At 52.6% G+C, this 23571-nt stretch carries 21 protein-coding genes; 12 read left to right on the plus strand and 9 right to left on the minus strand.

Annotated elements, in window-relative coordinates; all coding sequences use genetic code 11:
• Window positions 1–48: 48 nt before the first annotated feature.
• Together ACJJIV_RS17985 and ACJJIV_RS17990 are read right to left on the minus strand one after the other, a co-directional pair.
• Window positions 49–1359, minus strand: coding sequence for an OprO/OprP family phosphate-selective porin (locus ACJJIV_RS17985; RefSeq protein WP_444889829.1), 1311 nt, complete (start codon window positions 1357–1359; stop codon window positions 49–51).
• Window positions 1360–1609: 250 nt separating this feature from the next.
• Window positions 1610–2500, minus strand: coding sequence for a TraB/GumN family protein (locus tag ACJJIV_RS17990; protein WP_444889830.1), 891 nt, complete (start codon window positions 2498–2500; stop codon window positions 1610–1612).
• Window positions 2501–2686: 186 nt separating this feature from the next.
• On the opposite strand from ACJJIV_RS17990, the gene ACJJIV_RS17995 reads away from it, so the two are divergent.
• Complete coding sequence (locus ACJJIV_RS17995; protein WP_444889831.1) at window positions 2687–3793, plus strand: glycosyltransferase family 4 protein; 1107 nt, start codon at window positions 2687–2689, stop codon at window positions 3791–3793.
• 11 nt (window positions 3794–3804) lie between these two features.
• Here ACJJIV_RS17995 and ACJJIV_RS18000 read toward each other — a convergent pair whose 3' ends face one another.
• From ACJJIV_RS18000 to ACJJIV_RS18010, 3 genes are all read right to left on the minus strand, one after another.
• Complete coding sequence (locus tag ACJJIV_RS18000; RefSeq protein WP_444889832.1) at window positions 3805–4389, minus strand: acyloxyacyl hydrolase; 585 nt, start codon at window positions 4387–4389, stop codon at window positions 3805–3807.
• A gap of 147 nt (window positions 4390–4536) precedes the next feature.
• Window positions 4537–5685, minus strand: a complete 1149-nt coding sequence (locus ACJJIV_RS18005) for a sigma-70 family RNA polymerase sigma factor (protein WP_444889833.1) — start codon at window positions 5683–5685, stop codon at window positions 4537–4539.
• 181 nt (window positions 5686–5866) lie between these two features.
• Entirely contained in the window at window positions 5867–6286 is a 420-nt protein-coding gene (locus ACJJIV_RS18010) for a hypothetical protein (protein ID WP_444889834.1), read from the minus strand.
• Window positions 6287–6545: 259 nt separating this feature from the next.
• On the opposite strand from ACJJIV_RS18010, the gene ACJJIV_RS18015 reads away from it, so the two are divergent.
• Window positions 6546–6851, plus strand: coding sequence for a hypothetical protein (locus ACJJIV_RS18015; protein WP_444889835.1), 306 nt, complete (start codon window positions 6546–6548; stop codon window positions 6849–6851).
• Window positions 6852–6914: 63 nt separating this feature from the next.
• On the opposite strand, the gene ACJJIV_RS18020 is transcribed toward ACJJIV_RS18015, so the two are convergent.
• The 4 genes from ACJJIV_RS18020 to ACJJIV_RS18035 form a co-directional block, all read right to left on the minus strand.
• The gene (locus ACJJIV_RS18020; RefSeq protein ID WP_444889836.1) at window positions 6915–7673 is read right to left on the minus strand and encodes a YciK family oxidoreductase; all 759 of its coding nucleotides are present in this window, start codon (window positions 7671–7673) and stop codon (window positions 6915–6917) included.
• A 51-nt stretch (window positions 7674–7724) separates the two neighbouring features.
• Window positions 7725–8384 carry an HAD family hydrolase gene (locus tag ACJJIV_RS18025; RefSeq protein ID WP_444889837.1) on the minus strand — a complete coding sequence of 220 codons (660 nt, stop codon included), beginning with the start codon at window positions 8382–8384 and terminating at the stop codon, window positions 7725–7727.
• A gap of 12 nt (window positions 8385–8396) precedes the next feature.
• Entirely contained in the window at window positions 8397–9098 is a 702-nt protein-coding gene (gene ubiG, locus ACJJIV_RS18030; protein ID WP_444889838.1) for a bifunctional 2-polyprenyl-6-hydroxyphenol methylase/3-demethylubiquinol 3-O-methyltransferase UbiG, read from the minus strand.
• Between the two features lie 240 nt (window positions 9099–9338).
• Window positions 9339–10664, minus strand: coding sequence for a TRZ/ATZ family hydrolase (locus ACJJIV_RS18035; protein WP_444891725.1), 1326 nt, complete (start codon window positions 10662–10664; stop codon window positions 9339–9341).
• A 187-nt stretch (window positions 10665–10851) separates the two neighbouring features.
• Here ACJJIV_RS18035 and gyrA point away from each other — a divergent pair, with 187 nt between their 5' ends.
• The 10 genes from gyrA (at window position 10852) to pyrF (ending at window position 23467) form a co-directional block, all read left to right on the plus strand.
• The gene (gyrA, locus tag ACJJIV_RS18040; protein ID WP_252082387.1) at window positions 10852–13413 is read left to right on the plus strand and encodes a DNA gyrase subunit A; all 2562 of its coding nucleotides are present in this window, start codon (window positions 10852–10854) and stop codon (window positions 13411–13413) included.
• Window positions 13414–13579: 166 nt separating this feature from the next.
• Entirely contained in the window at window positions 13580–14659 is a 1080-nt protein-coding gene (gene serC, locus ACJJIV_RS18045; RefSeq protein ID WP_252082385.1) for a 3-phosphoserine/phosphohydroxythreonine transaminase, read from the plus strand.
• A 41-nt stretch (window positions 14660–14700) separates the two neighbouring features.
• Entirely contained in the window at window positions 14701–15804 is a 1104-nt protein-coding gene (pheA, locus tag ACJJIV_RS18050) for a prephenate dehydratase (protein WP_252082383.1), read from the plus strand.
• The gene (locus ACJJIV_RS18055) at window positions 15804–18035 is read left to right on the plus strand and encodes a bifunctional prephenate dehydrogenase/3-phosphoshikimate 1-carboxyvinyltransferase (protein ID WP_444889839.1); all 2232 of its coding nucleotides are present in this window, start codon (window positions 15804–15806) and stop codon (window positions 18033–18035) included. Before pheA ends, ACJJIV_RS18055 begins: the two co-directional genes overlap by 1 nt.
• Before the next feature lie 66 nt (window positions 18036–18101).
• Window positions 18102–18791 (plus strand): (d)CMP kinase, encoded by a 690-nt coding sequence (gene cmk / locus ACJJIV_RS18060; protein ID WP_444884295.1) that lies wholly within the window; start codon window positions 18102–18104, stop codon window positions 18789–18791.
• A 173-nt stretch (window positions 18792–18964) separates the two neighbouring features.
• Window positions 18965–20644: a 30S ribosomal protein S1 gene (gene rpsA / locus ACJJIV_RS18065; RefSeq protein ID WP_252082377.1), complete on the plus strand. Its 1680-nt coding sequence runs from the start codon at window positions 18965–18967 to the stop codon at window positions 20642–20644.
• A gap of 140 nt (window positions 20645–20784) precedes the next feature.
• Window positions 20785–21093, plus strand: coding sequence for an integration host factor subunit beta (gene ihfB, locus ACJJIV_RS18070; protein WP_444889840.1), 309 nt, complete (start codon window positions 20785–20787; stop codon window positions 21091–21093).
• A gap of 115 nt (window positions 21094–21208) precedes the next feature.
• A complete protein-coding gene (locus tag ACJJIV_RS18075) occupies window positions 21209–21517 on the plus strand; it encodes a lipopolysaccharide assembly protein LapA domain-containing protein (RefSeq protein ID WP_252082373.1) in 309 nt (102 codons plus the stop codon).
• A 1-nt stretch (window position 21518) separates the two neighbouring features.
• Window positions 21519–22709: a lipopolysaccharide assembly protein LapB gene (gene lapB, locus ACJJIV_RS18080; RefSeq protein WP_444889841.1), complete on the plus strand. Its 1191-nt coding sequence runs from the start codon at window positions 21519–21521 to the stop codon at window positions 22707–22709.
• 47 nt (window positions 22710–22756) lie between these two features.
• Window positions 22757–23467, plus strand: a complete 711-nt coding sequence (pyrF, locus tag ACJJIV_RS18085; RefSeq protein ID WP_252082369.1) for an orotidine-5'-phosphate decarboxylase — start codon at window positions 22757–22759, stop codon at window positions 23465–23467.
• Window positions 23468–23571 lie beyond the last annotated feature (104 nt).

Genomic DNA, 23571 nt, shown 5'->3' on the forward strand with positions numbered 1-23571 from the left:
CTCCGCTCCTAATAAAGCCCCGGTGGGTTTTCACCGGGGTTGTTCTGCTTACCAGAATCCCTGCATGCGAATAGCAAGCTGCTTGGTTTGATCGCCGGTAAATTTATCATCCCCGAGAGTCACGTTTAGCATCAGGCGCACTTTGGGATTAAAATAATAATTAAACCCAAAAACAAAATTGCTCACCTTCATGCCGGGAATATCCCGGTTTTCGATGGTATCGTAGCGTGCGGTAATCTCGAAGGCGCTCTCTGGTGGAGTAGGTTTGATAGATCTGAAAACTCCACTTTTCTCATCATAGGGTTTGTGCTGACCAGTGATCGCCCAACTTCCCACGATATACCAAGTGCGTACATCTTGGTCTCCGATAAAACAACCGGTATATGGGTCACAAAAAAAACGAGGCGGCGCACCAAAGAACTCGAAAAATGTAAATTCGGACAAATAGAAATCTCCGGAAAAACTCCCAAAAGCGTATTCAGACTGGGCGTAAAAAGGCCCATAGGCGCCAGCGAGTTCTAATCCCAGAATCCACACATCTCCACCAGGGTCGCCCTGATAAAATTCATCATCGCCAAAATCACCGAAGAAAAATTCACCACCACCGGGGCTCAGTGCAACCAGTTGTTCTGGGCCGCGACGCCCTGCGTATTCGACTAGTGCCTCGCGCGGTGGCGTGTCTTCATTGGCGTCTTCATAGCTGAATGAAGCGCCCAGATGTACAGTACTGTCGAAGTTACTGATTGGGGCCCAGGTAAATCGGGTGGCGGCACCAATACCCTCGTTGCGTGGATCACCGGGGTTGCGCAGATTAAAAAGGGTGACCCCATAGGTATGACAGCACCAATGGGTATGCCAGCCAATTCCCTGTTGCCTGCCGCGGTTGTCATAAATACCAGCGGATGAGGCAAAGGATCTCTCCATCATGGTGATTTGATTGGAGGAAGTGAGTTGGTTCATCGAGCGGCTGGGTTTAAAATTTCCTATGCGGAGGCTTCCATCAAAGACTTTAGTGCCCAGGTATACAGTCCTTAATCCTCCAGTTCCAGAGGAGGCAAAGTCTCTTTCCAGTTCGTATTCCCATTTCCACAATTTTCCCCGCATTTTTAGTCGTACTCGACGAAAATCTGTAGTGTTTACGGGTTCTTCAAGTTCTGTATCAAACAAGATGGTGTCATAGTAGTTTTTATCTTTGTCAAAAAAATATGTGTCAAAGTGAATGCGGCCGCCGAGTTCTGCAGAAAAATTATCATCCTTGGACGTAATTTTTAGTCCCCCTTCAGTTTTGGCCTTATCAGCAGTGGCGAAGGGAGATAAAAGTACACAGGTTAGGGCGAAATACAGGGCGTAGTATTTCATGCAGTGTCCTTAGAGGCGGCTGTATCTTTAGCTGCGTATTGTTGCAGTTTAGCAAGTAGGTTTGATGATTTTTCGGTTTTCTGGGGTAGGGTTTACTTATAAAGAGAAGGTCTTGGGGTATGGCCGAGTAAGGGATGGGTGTTATTAAGTAAGCCCGTGAAACACCTGCAGCTGTGTATACTTCTACAAGTGTTTCTTGGGTGGAAATGAAGCGGGTTGTAGCTCAATTGTTTTTCTGATAAGTGAAAGTTTAGATACGCTCCAGCTTATAGCCTTTTTGCTTCATCAGTTCAGCAATGCTGCCTTGGCCGACTAAATGGCCGGCGCCGACAACCACAAAGAGTTTGCGATACTTCGGCGCTTTTAAGATTATTTTGTTCGCCATTTTCTCGTTGCGCTGAAAAAACAATTTTTCATAAAGCGGCTGATACTCGGGACTTTCTTCAAGGCCATCGAGAATAATCAGGTGATTGAGAGCTTTGTCGTCTCCGGCTTTCCATGCACTGGTGAGCTTTGGCAAAAAGGTAGAGATATCTTCCAGCTGCTCAAGCGTCTGCTGGAGTAAAAGGGCGGGATTATCCAGGCCATTTAATAGCTGGAATTGCTGCAGGACCCCCTCCAGCTCCAATACCGGTTTGCCGTCCTTTTTAGCCTTACTTAGGAAGTGGCGATCGATACCCAGTTCCGGGTTGAGACCCTGGGCCTGCATTTCGATCATACTCATGGAAATCATGGCGATGGCTGGGCGCTGGCGAATAAACATCGCCTCCGGCATGTTGCGTTTGTGCATCCAGGCTTGTAATTTCTTGTACAAATCTGCGGGGAGGTCATCACGCAGGCTGCGTTCTCCCTGATAAACAGACTCCATCCTAATTTTCTGCTGTATCAACATATCGCTTTCGGCGGCGAGGATATCAGCTTCAACAGCAACGGCATCACTTTGGGCATAGGCACGCTCTATCTGGGAGCGCATTGGGTAATAGTCTTCTGTGGCCAGGTGGATAGATCCCAGCAGGTAGACAGTTTTATCCTCCTTGGTGGCTTTCCAGAAAATACCTTGATCTGTTTCGGCTGCAGAGACTGTGCCAACAAATAATATAAGAACAAGAGCGATTGACCGTGTGAAGTAGCGTTGGAACATTGCTTTTCCCTGAATGTGTTGAGGCGAATCATGTTAGCACTCGAGAAGCCCGCCTGATACCAAGTGACTGCGCAGGTAAATTGGCCTTGCCAGAGGGGTTTGTTGCAAATCTGTGTGGAATCTACTGGGAAATTACTTCTGTGAGGGTCAAAATACTCTCTTTGTTCCACTTTTGCGGTAGATGTTTTGAGAATTGTACAAATCTGGCCTGAATTGGAGCCTGGAGATAGAGGTAAGGCTGCGCTGGATTTCATTCAGGAGTTGGCTCGGCAGGACGCAAAACCAATTGTGATCTCAGCCGGGGGGGGCTTGGTGGCGCGCCTCGAACTGCATGATGTCCAACATATCCCATTGCCTTTGAACAAGAAGCCTTTTTGGGCTATGGCCCTTGTGCGCCGCTTACGCAGTGTCCTACAGAATTTAAATGCCGATGTGGTCCATGTCCATGGGCGTTTAACCGCCCAGGTGGTCTGGCGAGCTTGGGATGGTATGGATGTCAATACACGCCCCAGTTTGGTCACTCATGTCGATGGTTATTATTCGCCCAGTCGAAGGGATGTAGGGTTGGTTTCCGGGCCATGTGTGATCGCATCATCCGATGGAATTGCCAGCCACCTGAAAGCGCATCTTGGGGAAAAATTGGCTAATCCTACCCATATCGTGCACTGGGGCATTAGCTCTCGGGAGTTCGATCGCAGTAAACCTGTATCAGGCCAATGGCATCTGCGTTTCCTGAATAGCTATCCGCAACTGGAGGGAAAAAATTGGTGGCTGTATTCGGGCCCCTTGTCTGAAAAGGGTGAGCTGAAGGTGTTTTTGCACGCTCTGGCGCGGGCCGTAACTAGCCGGGAGGATTTATTGGGGTTGGTGGTAGGGGCATCAAAGGGTGGTGATTTACACCATATCCGCAAGTTGGAGCAACTGGCTCAAGAGTTGGGGCTGGAAGGGAAAGTACTTTTTCTGGGAGAGAGAAAGGATTTACGGGAGCTCTATGCCTCCTCGCAATTGACTTTCAGTTTGGCCAGCCCTGGTGAGCCTAGCGGCCAAAGTGCTATGCAGGCTTTGGCGATGGGGTGCTCTGTGGTTGCCTATAAAGATACTTGTGCTGGAGAGGTGCTGGAGGGCTGTTTCCCCAGGGGAGTCGTTGAGCGGGGAGATTCACAAGCTTTATGTGATGTGGGGCTGGCTTTAATGGAGCGGCGGGATAAGGTGGAGTTAAATGGTTTTTTTCATGAAGAAATCGTTAAAAAGACCATAAATATCTATCGGGATTTAGTTGGCTCTTCCAGCTAGGCAGAGGCTGATTAAAAATTAAAGTGCCCATTAAATGAGGCAAAATCGAAACCGGGATTGGGGATATTCGTATAGGCATTGGAAAAGTGGCTATAGCGCAGCGATAGTGTATGGCCGCTACTGAAGCGATAGCCCAGAGCAAAATGTAAGGCAAAATTTACCTTGGTGCTGAGTCGAATATCGCCAAATTCCTGCTGGCTTAAATAAGAAGCCCCGACACCCGCCTCACCAAAGCTACCGAGGGGTTTACTGCGCGGATACCAACGCAGCACCGGTTTGATTTCTAGAATATTTTGCTGCTGGGTTTTATTGAGGTGTTCCAGGCGGATATAGGAATAACTGCCTTGTCCCCACCACTGCCAGGAATTATTGGCATTGTTGAAAGAGGTGAACAGGTAGGAATAGTTGATACCGCCTACTTTGGCGGCTGAAATCGAGTCTCTCTGCATTAGGACATTTCCTAGCCCCTTTCCTGCGCTGATAATAATTTCCTGCTCGGCGATAGTGGCAGGGGCTCCGGGGAGAATCCAGGCGAGCAAAAGTGTACAGCCCAATGCTGTGTTGCCGCTTACACCATTTTTGGAATATTTACGCATGGGTTGTGAGGATCATAGTTGCAAGAGCTGTAATTAAGACTAGTGGGAAAGTGATTGAAGGCAAGCACGCTACCTATCGACCGCCACCGGCTTCCTCAAGTTTGGCTGGGGCTGAGATCAGCCCCTGGCCGCGGAGTTTTTGGACGGTTATCGCCACTGACGTTTCAGTTGACGAATGGCATCGGAGTGCAGTTGGCGGGCGCGTTCCTGACTGAGCCCAAGCTGTTCGCCGATAACTCTGAAAGAGCAATCCTTGTCTGAAATAAGTCCATAGCGCAGGTTCAATACCGTCCTTTGCCTAGCTGGCAGGCGGTCGACAGCTTCGCGTAGTCGCTCTGCCAGCTCTTGGTTGGTGACCAATTCATCGGTATTGTAAAGTTCGTCGGCGGGAGCGTAATCCAAGCGGGTACTGCTCTGGTCGTCTGCGACAGGGTCGTCCAGTGAGCCTGTTGGGCCGGGTAGCTTGAGCAAGCTTTGAATTCGTTCCAGGTCAAGTCCCGTGTGCCTGGCTAGATTTTCATCGGATGCGGGCTGGCCTAATGCGCGTACCTCGCCGATGGCACGGTAAATTGTGCGTAAGTCATCCTGCACATTGGCTGGCTGGCGAACCAAATCTTCATTGCGCCGCATAGCCAGTTGTATTTCCTGCTGAATCCACCAGTAGGCGTAGGTTGAAAATCGGTAGCCCATTTGCGGCTTGAAGCGCTCTATGGCCTTCATTAAGCCGACGTTCCCCTCCTGAATCAGATCAATAAAAGGGACCGAGGGATTGCGAAAGCGCTTGGCAATAGCGATTACCAGGCGTAAATTGCACTGAATCAGCTTTTTTCTTTGCTCCTGAAAGCGTCTCAGAAGCCCACCGAGTTTGCTTCTTTCTCGTCGGGTGAGTTCTTCGAGTGACAGTAACATCTCCGTGCGAGCAATTATCAGGCCGTGGTCATAGGCACCGGTACTGCCCCGCTGCTCCACGCCTTCACTACGCAATTGCACAAGCTCGGTTCCGCACTGCTGTAATTTCTCAATCAGGGTATCTTCGAGATCCCGCAGTAGGCAGGTGGTACTGTGTTCCTCCTCTGGGGTAAGCAGCTCAAGTCTGTATAGGTGCTTGAGATAGCTTTGCATTGGGGTGCTGCCACTTTCGCTGAGCGATTCCCCAACTGAATGGATCTCTTCGATATCGGGTTCGGCATCTTCTGCCTGACCGCGATTTTCCGCATTGGAGCAGGAATCGGAGAGGGCGTTGTCTGCATCCTTCAGCCAGTCTTCATCCCTTGAGTAAAAGTTTTCTCGGGACAAGTGCTTAAACCTTCTGTTGACTGCGTGAACGATATGCTTTGTTCAGTCTCTCCAGGCGCTCTTGGCGCCCTTTTCACCTTAACGATAGATGAAAGTTGAATTTTGCGTCCATTAAAGGTTGACTGATGAGTTTTTGTGGAAGGGGCTGGGCGCAGCAAACGCCCAGTTAATAAAAGATAAATTATTTTAGGCGCTTAACTCGCATTTTCTTTCCGCCATTGGCGGGTTTCATAAAGAAGGAGCCAAACATTGCACGCTCTACGATAATGAGATCGCCGGCCTTCCAGAAAATGCGTCCTGTATCATTCTGCTTCCAAATCTGACCATTCTCCAGAGTGACAATCTTTTTATTGTGAGTGCTCTCTTGAATCTCAGTGATTCTTGCCTCAATAGACTCAGGTGTCTCTACAGTTTGCTTATACTCTTGACCAAAATTTTGTTCGGCTCGCCTTTCAATGGAGTTACTGAGCTTATCGTAGCAGGCCAATCGGTCTGTATTGGATGTCACTTTAGAGCAGTGTTTGAGCTGCTTTCCAAGTGAATCTGCATAAACACTGGAGGTAAGGATCGCTAGAAGGGAGATTATAAAAATTCGAGTCATGACTATTTATTACGCTTTTGCCGGTTGTTGGTTTTATTTTGCCGGAGCAGTTGGTGATGGACAATTGGATTTGTGCGTCTCAGCACGCTTTTAGTGGAACCTACATGGAAAAATAGCTTCCATAAAAATGGGTCACCCTGCCACTCTTTATTGTTCAGGCCGGCTCATTTGTAAGAGCAGCGCTTACATTAGGAGGTTGTCGAGCGCTTAGCTATTGGTTGGGTTAAAAATATAGGCAAAAACTATCCAGGGGCGGAAAATGAAAGGTCTTATTACTCCCGCAGTTCTATTGGCCACGCTAGGTTACCTTAGTTTTGAGGGGTTGCGACTCTCTTTTGCAGGGGAGGCCTTTGCCGCTACGAGCATGGTTAGCCTGTCTCAGAGCCAGCAGGGGAAAAACATAGAGCAGGACTTTTCTGGAAATGGTGCTCAGAAGGAAATGCTTGATGGCAGTGAGATGATGGAATTTGAAGGGGACATCTTTGCGGATGTGCCTGAGCATGCGGCAACCGATAAGGGTGCCGGGCAGAGAGATTCATTGGGAGAGAAATCCCCAAGTAAGTAATGCAAGGGTATCCTTCTTAGTAAAAAACCGGGTTTTACCCGGTTTTTTACTGTTTACATAGGCTCAGCGTTTTTGAGCGCTAAAGTGTTTGCCGCTTTGACTACGGCTGTCATCGCCCATTAAGTAGAGGTAGGTGGGCATAATTTCTTCTGGTGCCGCCACAGACTTGGGGTTTTCTGCCGGATAGGCTGTTGCGCGCATTGGGGTGCGAGTTGCGCCTGGGTTGAGGCTATTCACCCGTACATTGGATACGCCATCCAACTCATCGGCCAACACCTGCATAAGGCCTTCCGTTGCGAACTTTGATACAGAGTAGGCACCCCAATAAGCCCTTCCCTTTAGGCCTACGCTGGAACTGGTGAATACCACTGATCCGGCTTCGGATTTTTCTAGTAATGGCAGTAGTGTTTTGGTGAGTCCAAATACGGCATTAACATTGACCTGCATAACCTGTTGCCAGGCGGAGAAATTGTAATTTGCCAGAGGGGTGCGCTGCCCGAGGAGGCTGGCATTGTGAAGTAGCCCATCGAGACGGCCAAACTCCTGTTCAATGGCCTCGGCAAAACTTTCAAAGTGCTCTATTTTGGCTTCATTGAGGTCCATTGGGAAAATGGCCGGCTGCGGTCCTCCTGCGGCCTCAATCTCGTCATAGACCATTTCGAGTTTTGGAGTGGTGCGTCCCAGTAAGATTACAGTGGCTCCGTGTGCGGCGAAAGTCTTTGCTGCAACCTTGCCAATACCGTCACCAGCGCCGGTAACAAGTATGATTTTATCTTTTAGTAGGTTTGATGGAGCGACATAGTCGCCGGCATATTCAGACATGAAACATCCTGATGCTGGCGCCCAGCATCGGGCCGGGCATGGTTTCGAAGGTTAAATATAATGTTGCTGGAGTAGAGGCCAGATTTCATCCACTGAGCTGACCAGGTGATCGGCACCCCAGTTAGCGGGATCGTCGGATGCATCAATATATCCGTATGCGCAAGCAATGGTGGGCATGCCCGCACGCTGGCCGGCAATGATATCTCGCTGATGATCCCCTATATAAACGGCATCCGCTGGAGTGCAGCCTATTTTGCTGCAGGCGAGCAGTATGGCTTCAGGGTCTGGCTTGGACTTGCTCACATGATCCGGGCAAATCACAGTGGAGGCTGGCGGCAGGTATTCGAATGCTCGCATAAGGGGCGCAGTAAACGCTTCGGGCTTGTTGGTAACGATACCCCAGGGGATTTCATTTTGTGCCAGCGTATCAAGTAATGGCTCTATGCCGGGAAAAGGTACGGTCTGCTCTGCGAGGTGTGCCAGGTAAAGATCCAGTAGGCGCTGCAAAAGGCTGGAAAATTCAGGATCGCCTTCCTGCTTGCCAAACCCCAGGGTGACCAGTGCTCGCGAGCCGCTAGAGACGGTGCCACGGATAACCTGATCGGGCAGGGGAGGGAGTTGCTCCTGGTGGCGCAACTGATTGAGCACGACAATAAAGTCTGGTGCGGTGTCGAGGAGTGTGCCATCCAGATCAAATAAAACTGCTTTCATTCTATGGTTCGCTTATTCGGGTTTGCTGGCATACATCAGGTAATTGACGTCGACGTCGCGGGGGTTCAGTTTATAGGTGCGGGTTACCGGGTTATAGGTCATGCCGGTGATGTCGCGTAACTCCAGATCCGCCTCGCGCAGCCAGGCACCCATTTCCGAAGGTCGGATAAATTTGCTGTATTCGTGGGTGCCTTTGGGTAGTAAGCGTAGGATATATTCCGCTCCCACCACCCCGAAAAGCCAGCCTTTAGGGGTGCGGTTGATCGTCGAAAAAAACAGGTGCCCGCCGGGTTTGATCAAGTTGGCACAGGCGCGGATTACCGAGGCAGGATCGGGTACATGCTCGAGCATTTCCAGGCAGGTGACAACGTCGTAACTTTCAGGGGCTTCCTCGGCAAGTGCTTCCACTGTAATACGTCGATAATCTACCGATACGCCACTTTCCAAGGCGTGTAGCTTGGCGACATTGAGAGGGGCTTCGCCCATATCAATACCGGTTACCGTCGCGCCTCGCTGAGCCATTGCCTCGGCTAGAATGCCACCGCCACAACCGACATCCAACAGTTTTTTACCAGCCACCGAGGCGTATCTATCGATATAATTAGCACGCAATGGGTTAATTTCGTGAAGGGGTTTAAATTCGCCTTCTTTGTCCCACCAGCGGCTGGCGAGTTGTTCGAATTTGGCGATTTCCGCGGGATCTACATTACTCATGAAATTCTCTGCATACTCCGTCGCTATCAACCCGTAAATAAATTTGTGCCGGGTTAGTTCAGCACTGAGGTGCTGTCGCCGGCTATAAGCCGGTCCTAGTCCGCGAATACGAGGAGGGTCGAATGACTACTTCCGTACTTCACGGGCGGCAATAAATGACGAAGAGAGTCAATTTAATTGCCCGGTTAATCGTCAATTGCTGGCTGCTTATTGCAGTTGAATTACCGTAACCAATAACGCCTAGCGTGAATGGCCGGCGATTCTATCACGCCATAATTGCGCCCGCTGGATTACCTCTGCCTCATTCAAGGTTAACAGCTGGCGATCCTCCAGCAGTTGTTTGCCGGCAACCCAGACATCGCTGACATTGTGTCCACCGCTGGCATAAATTAACTGTGATACAGGGTCATGCACTGGTTGCTGTTCGAGGCCGGATAGATCGATCGCGGCAATATCGGCGCTCTTGCCGATTTCCAGGCTGCCAGTCTTCTCTTCAATTCCCAGGGCGCGGGCACCATTGATGGTGGCCATCGCCAGTGCCTGGTGAGCGGGAAGCGCAGTGGCCTTGCCGCTTACGGCTTTGGCGAGCAGGGCGGCGGTACTGGCCTCGGCAAAAAGGTCCTGACTATTGTTACTCGCGGCTCCATCGGTGCCCAGGGATACATTGATACCGGCGTCGAGCATCTCGACCGTGGGGCAGAAGCCGGAGGCCAGTTTGAGGTTGGAGGATGGGCAATGGGCCACATGCGCACCACTGGTTTTTAACAACTCTATGTCCCGTTCATTGGTTGCTACCATGTGCACACAGAGCGTTTGTGGGCTCATCAGGCCTAGCCGCTGTAGTCGTTCGGTGGGGCGTTCACCATTTTGTTTCAACGCAGTTTCCACTTCTTGGTAAGTCTCATGCAGATGGATCTGCACGGGAATTTGCGCCTCGGCGGAACACACGGCGATTTTTTCCAGGGTCTGATCGCCAACTGTATAAGGGGCGTGTGGTGCAAACATCACCTCAATGCGTTCATGGGCGCGGTAGTCGTCGCGCAGTGCCAAGCCTTTGTGCAAGGCCTCTTCGGCGTGGCGGCTCCAGGGGGTGGGTACGTCTAATATCGGGAAGGCGATGTGAGCGCGGATGCCGGTTTCCCGAGCGGCGATTGCTACGGCTTCTGGGTAGAAGTACTGATCTGAGAAGGTGGTAGTGCCCGAGCGCAACATTTCAGCAATAGCGTGGCGGCTGCCATCTGCGACAAACTCCGGCCCCACCCAGCGTTGTTCCGCTGGCCAGATATGTTTCTCCAGCCACTCCTTGAGGGGGCGGTCATCAGCATAACCCCGCAATAGTGTCATGGGCGCGTGATTGTGAGTATTGATCAGTCCGGGAATCAGGGCGTGATGTCCAAGTTCTACTTCCCGCTTTGCTTTAAAGCGTATCTTGGCTTCTGCCGATGGCAGCAGAGCGGTAATTTGTCCGCCTTCAACAGCGAGTGAGCAGTTCTCGTACACTTTTTGTTCGGGGACTACCGGAATAATCCAGCGCGCATGAATCAGGGTATCTATTGCTTGGGGCATGGGAGGTAAGTGGCGACGGTTAAGATAGGGATTTACTTTAGCGGCAGAGTCTGCCCACAGCAACAGCTGTAGGTGAGGCTCGGAAGTGCGTGGGGACTGCCATCCAAAGGCGTCAAACTGTGCTAGAATCGCCCGCTTATCCGGGCTCAGTATCCATGCCCGCGCTATAAAAGGAACGCCGTAAGCCATGGGCGAATTAGCCAAAGAAATCTCTCCGATTAATATCGAAGAAGAACTAAAGCAGTCTTATCTCGACTACGCCATGAGCGTGATCGTCGGGCGCGCACTGCCGGATGTACGCGATGGCCTCAAGCCGGTACACCGTCGTGTGCTCTTCGCTATGAGCGAGCTTAAAAACGACTGGAACAAACCTTATAAAAAGTCAGCGCGTGTCGTTGGCGATGTGATTGGTAAATATCACCCGCATGGAGATACCGCGGTCTACGACACCATTGTGCGTATGGCTCAGCCGTTCTCTATGCGCTACACACTGGTGGATGGCCAGGGTAACTTCGGTTCTATCGACGGTGATAGCCCGGCCGCCATGCGTTATACCGAAATTCGCATGGATAAGCTTGCCCACGAGCTGCTATCCGACCTCGATAAAGAAACGGTCAATTTTGTCGACAACTACGATGGCTCCGAGCAGATGCCGGAGGTACTGCCTTCCCGAGTACCGAACCTGCTGGTAAACGGTTCCTCCGGTATTGCTGTGGGCATGGCCACCAATATTCCTCCTCACAATTTGGGGGAAGTTGTTAATGCCTGCCTGGCGCTGATTGCTAACCCCGAGCTGTCTGTCGACGACTTGATGGAGCATATTCCCGGGCCGGACTTCCCCACTGGCGCAACCATTAACGGCCGTGCCGGTATCTTGCTAGCCTACCGCACTGGTCGCGGACGCATCTATGTGCGCGCCAAGGCAGACGTCGTTCGCGATGATAAGAGCAATCGCGAAACGATCATCATTACTGAGATTCCCTTCCAGCTGAATAAAGCGCGCCTGATTGAGCGAATTGCCGAGTTGGTGAAAGAGAAGAAGATTGAGGGTATCTCTGAGCTGCGCGATGAATCCGATAAAGACGGCTTGCGTGTAGTGATTGAGCTTAAGCGCGGTGAGCTGGGTGATGTGGTCCTGAATAACCTCTATTCCCAGACCCAGCTGGAGAGCGTGTTCGGCATCAATATGGTAGCTCTGGTTGATGGCCAGCCCAAGGTGCTGAACCTGAAAGAGTTGCTTGAGCACTTTGTACGTCACCGCCAGGAAGTGGTTACCCGCCGTACCGTTTACCTGCTGCGTAAAGCACGCGAGCGCGGCCACATTCTAGAAGGCCTGGCTATTGCTATTGCCAATATTGATCCGGTCATTGAACTGATTAAATCCTCCGCAACGCCGGCGGAAGCCCGTGAGGCGCTGCTAGCCAAGGGTTGGCCGGTGGGTAACGTACAGCAGTTCCTGGAGCGCGCTGGCGCCGATGCCTGCCGCCCAGATGACCTGCCTAAAGAATTTGGCCTGCGCGATAACGCTTACTATCTGTCCCCAGCTCAGGCACAGGCCATTCTCGAACTGCGCCTGCACCGCCTCACTGGTATGGAGCACGACAAACTGCTGGCGGAATACCAGGACCGATTGGAGCAGATCGCCGAGTATCTGCATATCCTCGGCAGTTTTGAGCGCTTGATGGAAGTGATTCGCGAGGAGCTGGAGCAGCTGTCAAAAGACTTTGGTGATGAGCGTCGCACCGATATTGTTGCCTCCCGTCAGGATTTGACCGTAGAAGATCTGATCACCCCGGAAGACAAGGTGGTGACCATTTCCCACGGTGGCTATGCCAAGAGTCAGCCTCTGACCGATTACCAAGCTCAGCGTCGTGGTGGTATGGGTAAGTCGGCCACCCAGGTGAAAGATGAGGACTTCGTCGAGCACCTGCTGATCGCCAACTCCCATGACACTATTTTGTGCTTCTCTAACAAGGGCAAGGTGTATTGGCTCAAAGTCTATGAAGTGCCGACTGCTGGCCGCGCCTCCCGTGGCCGCCCGGTGGTCAATATGCTGCCCCTCGAAGAGGGTGAGCGCATTAGTAGTCTGATGCCAGTGTCTGAATACGATGAGGATCACTTTATTTTCTTCACCACCGCCAATGGCACCGTGAAGAAGACTCCACTGACGGCCTTTGCCCGTCCGCGCAGCGTTGGTTTGCGCGCAATTGAGCTGGAGGAGGGCGATCGTCTCGTCGCTACAGCGGTAACCGATGGTGAGCGCGATGTGTTGCTGCTCACCAGTGCTGGTAAAGCAGCCCGCTTCTCCGAAGCCAATGTGCGCTCTATGGGGCGCGTGTCTCGCGGTGTGCGTGGTATCCGCATGCAGGAGGGGCAGGAAGTGATCGCCATGGTAATCCCTGAAGAGGGAGGCTCCGTGATGATGGCGACTGAAAACGGCTACGGTAAGCGCACCGCGATCAGCGAGTTCCCCACGAAAGGTCGAGGTACCCAGGGGGTTATCGCAATCGCCGAAAGCGAGCGTAACGGCGCTCTGGTCGGAGCTTGTCAGGTCCACCCGGGTGAGGAAATGATGTTAATTTCCGATCAGGGTACTCTGGTGCGCACCCGAGTCGATGAGGTTTCGGTGCTGGGGCGCAATACCCAGGGTGTCCGTGTCATTCGACTCAAGAGCGGTGAAAAACTCGTGGGCCTCGGGCGCATCGAGGAGACGGAAGAAGAGGGTGAAGATAACGGTGGGGCCGAGTGACCCACCCCAAACTACCAACAGAAAGGCTGCGATTATCGCGGCCTTTCTTGCCTCTGGCACCCTAAGAAATGCTTAAAAGCGTGATATCCATCTCCCAAGATGGTGTTTTGTGCGTCGGCATATCTAGTTGAATTTGAAACCATTTTTAGTTTGTGGAAATCAGGTCATGAGGAAATACAATTTCTGCGCTGGTCCAGCGGCTCTGCCGGAACCGGTCTTACAGCAAGCACAGTTGGAGCTGATGGACTGGCGCGGTCTGGGTTGTTCAGTGATGGAGGTTAGCCACCGGTCGCCGGAATTTGTTGAGGTGGCTGAGCGCGCGGAGCAGGACTTGCGCGATCTGCTCAAGGTGCCGGATAACTATAAGGTGCTGTTTCTGCAGGGGGGGGCTACCGGGCAATTTAGCGCGATACCCTGGAACTTGTTTGGCGCCGGCTCTAAGCAGGCAGATTTTATCCACTCGGGACAATGGGCCGCAAAAGCGATTAAAGAGGCCCGGCGCTATGGTGATGTGAATGTGGTCGCCACTAGCGAGGACCGCAATTTTAGTTATGTGCCAGCGCAGAATAGCTGGCAGCAGAGCGAGGGTGCGGCCTATCTTCATTACACGCCCAACGAGACTATTGGCGGTATCGAGTTTGATTATGTTCCAGAAGTGGACTGCCCTCTGGTTGCGGACATGTCATCAAATATCCTTTCCTGCCCGATCGACGTGGAGAAGTTCGGTGTAATTTATGCCGGCGCGCAAAAAAATATTGGACCTTCGGGAATTGCGGTCGCCTTAGTGCGCGATGATCTCCTGGATCGGGCGATGAAAGATATTCCGCGCAGTTTGAGCTGGAAAGTGGCAGCCGATGCCGGTTCAATGGATAACACCCCGCCCACATTTGCCTGGTACCTTTCCGGCCTGGTTTTCCAGTGGCTTAAGGCGCAGGGCGGGGTTGAAGCTATGGCCCAACAGGCCGCTAAAAAATCCTCGTTACTCTATGAGTTTCTCGATGGCAGCGATTTCTTTTCCAGTCCGGTAGAAAAGTCCAGTCGCTCGCGGATGAATGTCCCATTTGTGCTGGCCGATGAGCGCCTCGATAAACCGTTTTTACAAGAGGCTGAAGCAGCTGGGCTGCTGAGTTTGAAGGGGCATCGCTCTGTGGGTGGCATGCGCGCATCCCTTTACAACGCGGTGCCTTTTGAGGCGGTGAAGGCGTTAGTGGCCTTTATGGCAGACTTTGAAGCCCGCAAAGGCTAGAGAGTAGACAATTATTAACTTCAGGAGAAAGTAGAAAGCGGATGACAGAGGAAACCGTGGGAGGCGACCAGCGCCTGCTGGAGCTGCGCAATCGTATTGATAGTATTGATTCAGAGATCGCGCGATTAATCAGCGAGCGAGCCAGTTGTGCACTGGAAGTGGCTGAAGTAAAGAAAGCGACAGGTGAGGATGCGCTCTACTATCGTCCTGAGCGTGAGGCGCAGGTACTGCGTCGCGCCATGGAGCGCAATGACGGCCCCCTGACGGATGAAGAAATGGCACGGCTGTTTCGTGAGATTATGTCTGCCTGCCTTGCTTTGGAGGAGCCGGTCAAAGTGGCTTATCTCGGGCCAGAAGGTACCTTTACCCAGCAGGCGGCCCTGAAGCATTTTGGTAATTCTGCGCAGAGTCGTCCGCTGGCGGCCATTGATGAGGTCTTTCGCGAGGTGGAAGCCGGCGCTGTAAATTACGGTGTAGTGCCCGTGGAAAATTCTACCGAGGGTGTGATTAATCATACCCTGGACAACTTTATGAACTCCAACCTCAGTATCTGTGGTGAGGTGGAGCTGCGAATTCACCATCATCTAATGATTTCTGACGTGACCCGCCCTGAATCGATCACGCGGATTTACTCCCATGCCCAGAGTTTGGCCCAGTGCCGAAAATGGCTGGATGCACATTACCCCAACGTGGAGAGGGTGGCGGTTTCCAGTAATGCGGATGCGGCCAGGCGTGTTAAAGGGGAGTGGAACGCTGCAGCAATCGCTGGCGATATGGCTGCCGAATTATATGGTCTCAAAGTGCTTTCTGAGAAAATCGAGGACCGACCGGATAACTCAACGCGCTTCTTGATCATTGGTACCCAGCGGGTGCCCGCCAGCGGTGATGACAAAACCTCCCTGATGGTCTCTATGCGCAATGAGCCGGGTGCGCTGCACGATTTGCTGGAGCCATTTCGCCGTTATGGAATCGATCTCACCAGGGTGGAAACCCGCCCATCCCAGTCTGGAAATTGGACCTATGTATTTTTCGTAGATTTCAAAGGGCACCGGAATACAGATGATATTGCAGAGGCACTCAAAGAGGTTGGCGCCTGTGCCTCGGACCTGAAAGTGCTCGGGTCCTACCCGCGCGGTGTTCTGTGATGGAGAAGTCTCATATAGGTCGCTTATTGGTGGTTGGTGTCGGCCTTATAGGTGGTAGCTTCGCATTGTCCCTAAAGGCGGCGGGTGCCTGCCGTGAGGTGATCGGTGTCGCACTCCAAGAGGAAGTCTGTGAAGAGGCAAAGAAGCTGGGCGTGGTCGATCGTGCCTATACCAGTCTGCCGGAAGCGCTCGACTTGTTGGAGGAGGGAGACCTGGTTTTTATCGCTGTGCCAACCTTGGCGGTGGAGTCGGTGTTTGCGCAGTTGAAGGACAATCTGCCCGAAGGTGTAACGGTTACCGATGCTGCCAGTGTTAAGGGAAGTGTGCAACGCTCGGCGGAAAAGGTCTGGGGCAGGGTGCCGAACTTCCTGGTGCTGGGGCACCCGATTGCTGGCTCTGAGAAGAGCGGGGTTAGTGCCGCACGAGATGACCTTTATCGCGATCACCGTGTCATCCTCACTCCAGTTCCTGATACCGATGTCGATCGCCTGCGCTTGGTGGCTCAGGCTTGGCAGGCTGCAGGATCTGAGGTGCTGACAATGTCGGTAGAAGAGCATGATGAGGTGCTGGCTGCAACCAGCCATCTACCTCATGTAATCGCCTTCAGCCTAGTGGATACCTTGGCCCACGACGCCGAGAATGAAAATATCTTTCGCTATGCTGCTGGAGGTTTTCGCGATTTTACCCGTATTGCCTCCAGCGACCCGGTGATGTGGCGGGACATTATGTTGGCCAACCGGGATGCCATTTTACAGTCGATCGATCTCTACAGTCTCAACCTCTCCTCCCTGCGCAGTGCCATTGCCTCCGGTGATAGCTCGGCGTTGATGGGAGTTTTTACCCGCGCTAAAGCGGCGCGGGATCACTTTACAAAAATGTTGGCAAAACAAGCGTATTCAGAACCTATGCAAGCTAAGGAAGTAACTTTTATTGCCCAGCCGGGTGGCGCAGTGAGTGGCAAACTCCGTGTTCCTGGAGATAAATCCATGTCTCACCGCTCAATTATGCTGGGCTCCCTGGCTGAAGGTGTGACAGAGGTGGAGGGATTCCTCGAGGGGGAAGATGCCCTTGCTACTCTGCAGGCTTTCCGCGATATGGGGGTGGTGATTGAGGGGCCGGACAAGGGCCGAGTGACAATACACGGGGTGGGACTTCATGGCTTACAGGCACCGCCCGGCCCCCTATATCTGGGCAATTCCGGAACCTCCATGCGCCTGCTTGCTGGTTTGCTGGCGGGGCAAGGCTTCGACGTTACCCTGACCGGCGATGAGTCCCTCTCTAAGCGCCCTATGAATCGAGTTGCCAACCCATTGCGAGAGATGGGCGCGGCTATTGAGACTGGCCCTGAGGGGCGTCCGCCGTTATTGATCAAAGGCGGCAAGCCTCTGTCAGGAATCAATTACCGGTTGCCAATGGCAAGTGCCCAGGTGAAGTCTGCGGTACTACTTGCAGGCCTTTATGCAGAAGGTGAGACCAGTACCGAAGAACCGGCCCCCACTCGAGATCATACCGAGCGTATGCTGCAGGGCTTTGGTTATGCGGTGGAGCGAAATGGCGCCTGTGCGACCTTGCGTGGTAGTGGGAGGCTTAAGGCTTGCCGTATTGATGTGCCGGCGGATATTTCCTCTGCGGCTTTCTTTATGGTGGCTGCGGCTATTTCCCCGGGAGCCGATGTGATGCTGGAACATGTGGGCATCAATCCCACCCGCGACGGGGTTATCAATATCCTGCGGGCCATGGGTGGCGATATAGAGCTTTTAAATAAGCGTACTGTAGGGGGGGAGCCGGTTGCGGATATTCGGGTTCGCTATGCACCTTTAAAGGGGATTGCCATTCCAGAGGATCAGGTGCCACTGGCTATCGATGAATTTCCCGCACTTTTTATTGCTGCCGCTTGTGCCCAGGGGCAGACGGTATTGACCGGCGCCGAAGAGTTGCGTGTGAAGGAGAGTGATCGCATTCAGGCGATGGCTAACGGCCTTTCTGCCTTGGGTGTGAGCGCGGAGCCTACCGCGGATGGAATTGTAATCGATGGTTCTCCTGAAGATGCTGTATTTTCAGGCGGCACTGTGGATAGTTTGGGGGATCATCGTATTGCGATGGCTTTTGCGGTGGCATCGTTGCGCGCTAAGGATACAATTCGCATCCTCCACTGCGCTAATGTGGCGACCTCCTTTCCAAATTTTGCTGAGCTGGCCGTCGGTGCAGGTCTAAAGCTGCAGTTGGCATGACCTAAGGTATGAGTTAAGGAGGGGCCGGTTTGCGCGGCTTACAATGAAGTTGAGTTGTACAAAAATATGAATGAAACGAACAAGCTGCCACCGGTCGTCACAATTGATGGCCCCAGTGGTTCTGGTAAGGGGACTATCGCAAAGTTGCTGGCGGATAGGCTGGGCTTTGTTCTTTTGGATTCTGGTGCTCTCTATCGGGCTGCAGCTTTGGCGGCCTTGGAAAAAGAGGTGGATCTGGCCGATGAGGATTCGCTGACCCAGGTTGCCAGAGATCTGGATGTTCGCTTTCTGATCAGTGATGGTTGTCTGCAGGTCCTGCTGGAGGGGCGCGAAGTCAGCCATGAAATTCGTATGGAGCGGGTGAGTATGGCGGCCTCTACTGTCGCTGCCATTCCTGGGGTGCGCGCCGCCCTGTTGCAACGCCAGCGTGATTTTCGACTACAGCCTGGATTGGTTGCTGATGGCCGAGATATGGGTACGACCGTATTTCCCGATGCTCCAGTCAAAGTCTATTTGACCGCCAGTGCAGAAGAGCGCGCCAGAAGGCGCGAGGCTCAGTTGCGGGAGAAGGGGGTTTCTGTTAGCCTCCGCGACCTGCTGGAGGACATCCGTGCCCGTGATGCACAGGATATGAACCGAAAAGCGTCCCCCCTGGCTCCTGCGAAAGATGCGGTAGAGCTCGATAGTACTGGGGTGACGATTGAAGAGGTTCTCAACGAAGTGCTGGCACTGGTGCAGAAGCGAATCGCGCCCTGAACCACAGAAGTCAGTAGCAGAGAGTTTTTAACGATAACGGCCGGGTTTTGCCAGAATTGCCCGGCCGTTGTTGTAATCCGACCCGCGTTCTGGCATCGCGGTTGGGGTCTTGGCTGGCGGTTGACTAAACTCAACAGTTACCAACGGCTGGACCCAGCACTATAGGTAATGTAATGAGCGAGAGCTTTGCTGATCTATTTGAAGAGAGCCTGAAAAGCGTTGAAATGGCACCGGGCGCTATTGTTACTGGTGTTGTAATTGACGTAGACAAAGACTGGGTAACCGTTCACGCGGGCCTGAAGTCTGAAGGCGTTATCCCTGCTGCTCAGTTCGCCAACGATAAAGGCGAAGTTGAGCTGCAGGTGGGCGACGAAGTACAGGTTGCCCTGGAAGCTGTAGAAGACGGTTTCGGTGAAACCCGTCTGTCCCGTGAAAAAGCCAAGCGTGCTGAAGCCTGGAAAATCCTCGACGCAGCTCACGCAGCTGACGAAGTGGTTAAAGGTGTTATCAGCGGCAAGGTTAAGGGTGGCTTTACTGTAGACGTTGCCAATATCCGCGCATTCCTGCCCGGCTCTCTGGTTGATGTTCGCCCGGTTCGCGACACCGCGCACCTGGAAGGTAAAGAGCTCGAGTTCAAGGTTATCAAGCTGGATGCCAAGCGTAACAACGTAGTGGTTTCCCGTCGCGCTGTAATGGAAGCTGCAACCTCTGAAGAGCGTGAAGCGCTGCTGGAAAGCCTGCAAGAAGGCATGAGCATTAAGGGTATCGTTAAGAACCTGACCGACTACGGTGCTTTCGTAGATCTGGGCGGTATCGACGGCCTGCTGCACATCACCGATATGGCTTGGAAGCGCATCAAGCACCCAAGCGAGATCGTGAACGTTGGCGACGAGATCGAAGTAAAAGTACTGAAGTTCGACCGCGAGCGCAGCCGTGTATCCCTGGGCCTGAAGCAACTGGGCGAAGATCCTTGGGTATCCATCAAGCAGCGTTACCCAGAGAACAGCCGCGTGAAGGCGGTTGTAACCAACCTGACCGACTACGGCTGCTTCGCCGAGCTGGAAGAAGGTGTCGAGGGTCTGGTACACGTTTCCGAAATGGATTGGACCAACAAGAACATCCACCCGTCCAAAGTTGTCCAGGTTGGCGACGAGGTAGAGGTGATGATCCTGGATATCGACGAAGAACGTCGTCGTATCTCCCTGGGTATCAAGCAGTGCCAGGAAAATCCGTGGGATGCCTTCGCGCGTAAATTCGCTAAGGGCGACAAGATCTCCGGTAAGATCAAGTCCATCACTGACTTCGGTATCTTCATCGGTCTCGACGGCAGCATCGACGGTCTGGTTCACCTGTCCGATATCTCCTGGAACGAAGCTGGCGAAGAAGCTGTTCGCAAGTTCAAGAAAGGCGACGAAATCGAGACTGTTATCCTGGGCATCGATTCCGAGCGCGAGCGCATCTCCCTGGGTATCAAGCAACTGGAGTCCGATCCGTTCTCCGACTACGTATCCACTAGCGATCGCGGCAGCATCGTCAATGGTATCGTGAAGGAAGTAGACGCTAAGCAAGCGGTAATCACCCTGGCGGATGAAGTTGAAGGCATTCTGCGTGCTTCTGAAATCAGCCGCGACAAGGTTGAAGACGCTCGCAACGTTCTGAAAGAAGGCGAAGAAGTAGAAGCTAAGATCACCAGCGTGGATCGCAAGAACCGCGTGATCAGCCTGTCTATCAAAGCCAAAGATCAGGACGACGAGAAGCAAGCCATCAAGGATCACAGCAAGAAGCAGTCTGAGCAGGTTCAGCCCGCTACTATCGGTGACCTGATCAAGGCACAGATGAGCAACAAAGATTAATAGTCTTTAAGTGTTCATTGCTCCAAGTTTAGTGCTTGGAGTGACCCGAAAGCCGGACTGGGGTTGCCCAGTCCGGCTTTCTATTAGATGATTGGCGCTCTACTCCAGAAAATCAATGACTTACAAAGGTTGCGGAGCGCATGACCAAGTCCGAACTGATCGAAAGGATTGCGTTGAGGTTGGATCAGCTGCCAGTTAAGGATGTAGAGCTGGCGGTGAAGGTGATGTTGGATGCTATGTCTGACTCCCTGTCGCAGGGTGAGCGTATTGAGATACGTGGTTTTGGTAGTTTTTCCCTACACTACCGAGCGCCGCGCACTGGGCGTAACCCCAAGACGGGGGATGCTGTGGCGTTAGCGGGTAAGTATGTACCCCATTTCAAACCGGGGAAAGAGTTGCGCGACAGAGTCAATCGCAGTATGCATGATGTGGTTGGGATCGAAGTATGATTGCATCTTAGGGCTTGCGGGATCAGAGGGGTAGGGCTCCTCGAGTGGCAGTACCGTTCGCCAGAAAATTCTATTGGCTGTTAGAGTCACCCTTTAGTGGAACGTGGAGGTTCCCTTGTCATTTCTGCGCTGGCTGATGCACTTTATTTTCGGTCTTCTGGCCCTGGTATGCGTTGCTCTCGGAATCTATTTCGCGGTGGAAAACTCCCAGGTAATCTCCCCGGTTATTGCAGGCTACTCATTGCAGTCAGGCAGCGTTGGTGTTTGGCTTATCTGCATGTTGCTGCTGGGTGTCCTGCTCGGATTTCTCGCCAGCCTTTTGCCAATTTTTTCCCAGCGTCGCCGCGTGCGAGGTCTTAACAAGCAGCTGAAAAAGATGGAGCGCGAACTCCAGGCTGTTCATCATAAGGCTACCGGAGACTGACTTGCTGGACTTAGCCTATTTCTTCTTTTTACTGGCTGCCGTTGCAATCGGTTGGGTGCTGGGTCGAGGCAGTACCAGGAAAAAGCCTGACTTTAGTGAGCAGGAGCAATCCCTCGCCCGCTCCTATGCTCAGGGGCTCAACTATTTGCTCAGCGAGCATCCCGATGACACTATTGAGAAGTTTATTGATTCTCTTGAGGTAAGCCCGGTCACTTTCGATACACACCTGGCCTTGGGGAACCTCTTGCGTAGGCGAGGGGAGTACGACCAGGCTATTAGAGTGCATCAAAACCTGCTGGCGCGCCCTAGTCTATCAAGGCAGAGCCAGCACAAGGCCCAATTTGAGCTGGCTTGCGACTATATTGCTGCAGGTTGGTTGGATAGAGCCGAGCGACTATTACAAGAGCTGGTTGAGACTTCACAGGAGCTGCGTGCAACCAGCCTCGAGCACTTGATAGAAGTCTATAGGGATGAGAGAGAGTGGGCTAAGGCTATTCATGCTGTAAATCTACTGCATGGCCGCCGCTTTAAGCGACTGTCAGCGGACTGGGCTCCTGTGCAGGCACACTTTTGCTGTGAGTTGGCTGAGGAGGCTATTACCGGTAAAGACTACTTGAGTGCGCGAAAGCATCTCGACGCGGCTTTAGGGTATGATCGAAGTTCGGTCAGGGCTTGCCTGTTGTGGGCGCGACTCGAATATTTGCTCGGCAAGCAGCGAGATGCCATTAAAGTATTGCAGCGGATCCCCAAGCAAAGTCCAGACTATATCCCAGAGATTCTAGAGTTGTTAGTCACCTGCTACGTGGAACTTAATGATGGGGAGGGGTTGGACCGCTATCTTGAGTCGCTTCTCAAGGAGCATCCTTCAAATAGTGTGCTGATTGCCCTGACTAGCAGGATTCAGGAGCAAGATAGCGAAGCTGCCGCTGCAGCTTTTATGGGAAAGCAGCTTGCTCTGCGTCCTTCTTTGCGAGGGCTTGGCCGCTTTCTGGACTTATATATAGGTACTGCGCAGGGTAGATCGAGGGAAAATCTCTCCCTACTGAAAGCGCTTATCGATCAGTTGATCGCTAACCGCCCACACTACCGGTGTAGCAACTGTGGTTTTTCTGGTAACCAGTTGCATTGGTTGTGCCCCAGTTGTAAGCACTGGGATTCTGTCCGGTCAGTCAAAGGGATCGAGGGTGAGTGATCAGCTCCCTCGGCCACCGTATAACCTAATCCTTAAGAGGTATTTCTTTGCAGTCTCAAGTCTCCTCCCCAGTTATTGTTGCTCTTGACTATGACAGCGCTGATGCCGCGCTCTCCATGGCTGACCAGTTAGACCCGTTGCTTTGTCGGGTAAAAGTTGGCAAGGAGCTTTTCACTATTGCTGGGCCCGACCTGGTTCGTGCCCTTGTGGACCGTGGGTTTGAGGTGTTTCTAGACCTGAAATTTCATGATATTCCCAACACTGTCGCTGCGGCGGTTAAGGCGGCTGCGCGCATGGGGGTCTGGATGGTGAATGTGCATGCTAGTGGTGGAGAGCGCATGATGAGGGCGGCTGTAGATGCTCTGAGTGAATTTGGTGCTCGCAAGCCATTGTTGATTGGAGTTACTGTATTGACCAGTACCACCCCGGAAGAGCTGGCTGCCACTGGGGTTGCTAAACCGCTTCAGGAGCAGGTGCTAAATCTGGCTACACAAGCACAGTCTTGTGGTCTCGATGGCGTGGTCTGCTCTGCCCGTGAGGCTGAAGCGTTAAAAGCGGCTTGCGGCCCCGACTTTGAGCTGGTGACTCCGGGAATTCGTCCTGCGGGCAGTGATGCCGGCGATCAGCGACGGACTCTCACCCCTTCTGAGGCGCTGGATCAAGGTGCTGACCTCTTGGTGATAGGTCGACCTATTACTGCAGCAAAGAATCCCATGGTCGCCCTTCAAGATATATTGACTGAAATTGCAGGAAATTAAGGTTTGTTTGCCTAGACCGGGTGTGATGTAGTGTAATAGCCCTCGGGCAAAGTGTTGTTTGACCTGTTGGTATCATGTCCCGGCTTGGGGAGGTAGAGCTGTCC

The organism is Microbulbifer mixtoriginis (SeqCode) (assembly GCF_052466765.1).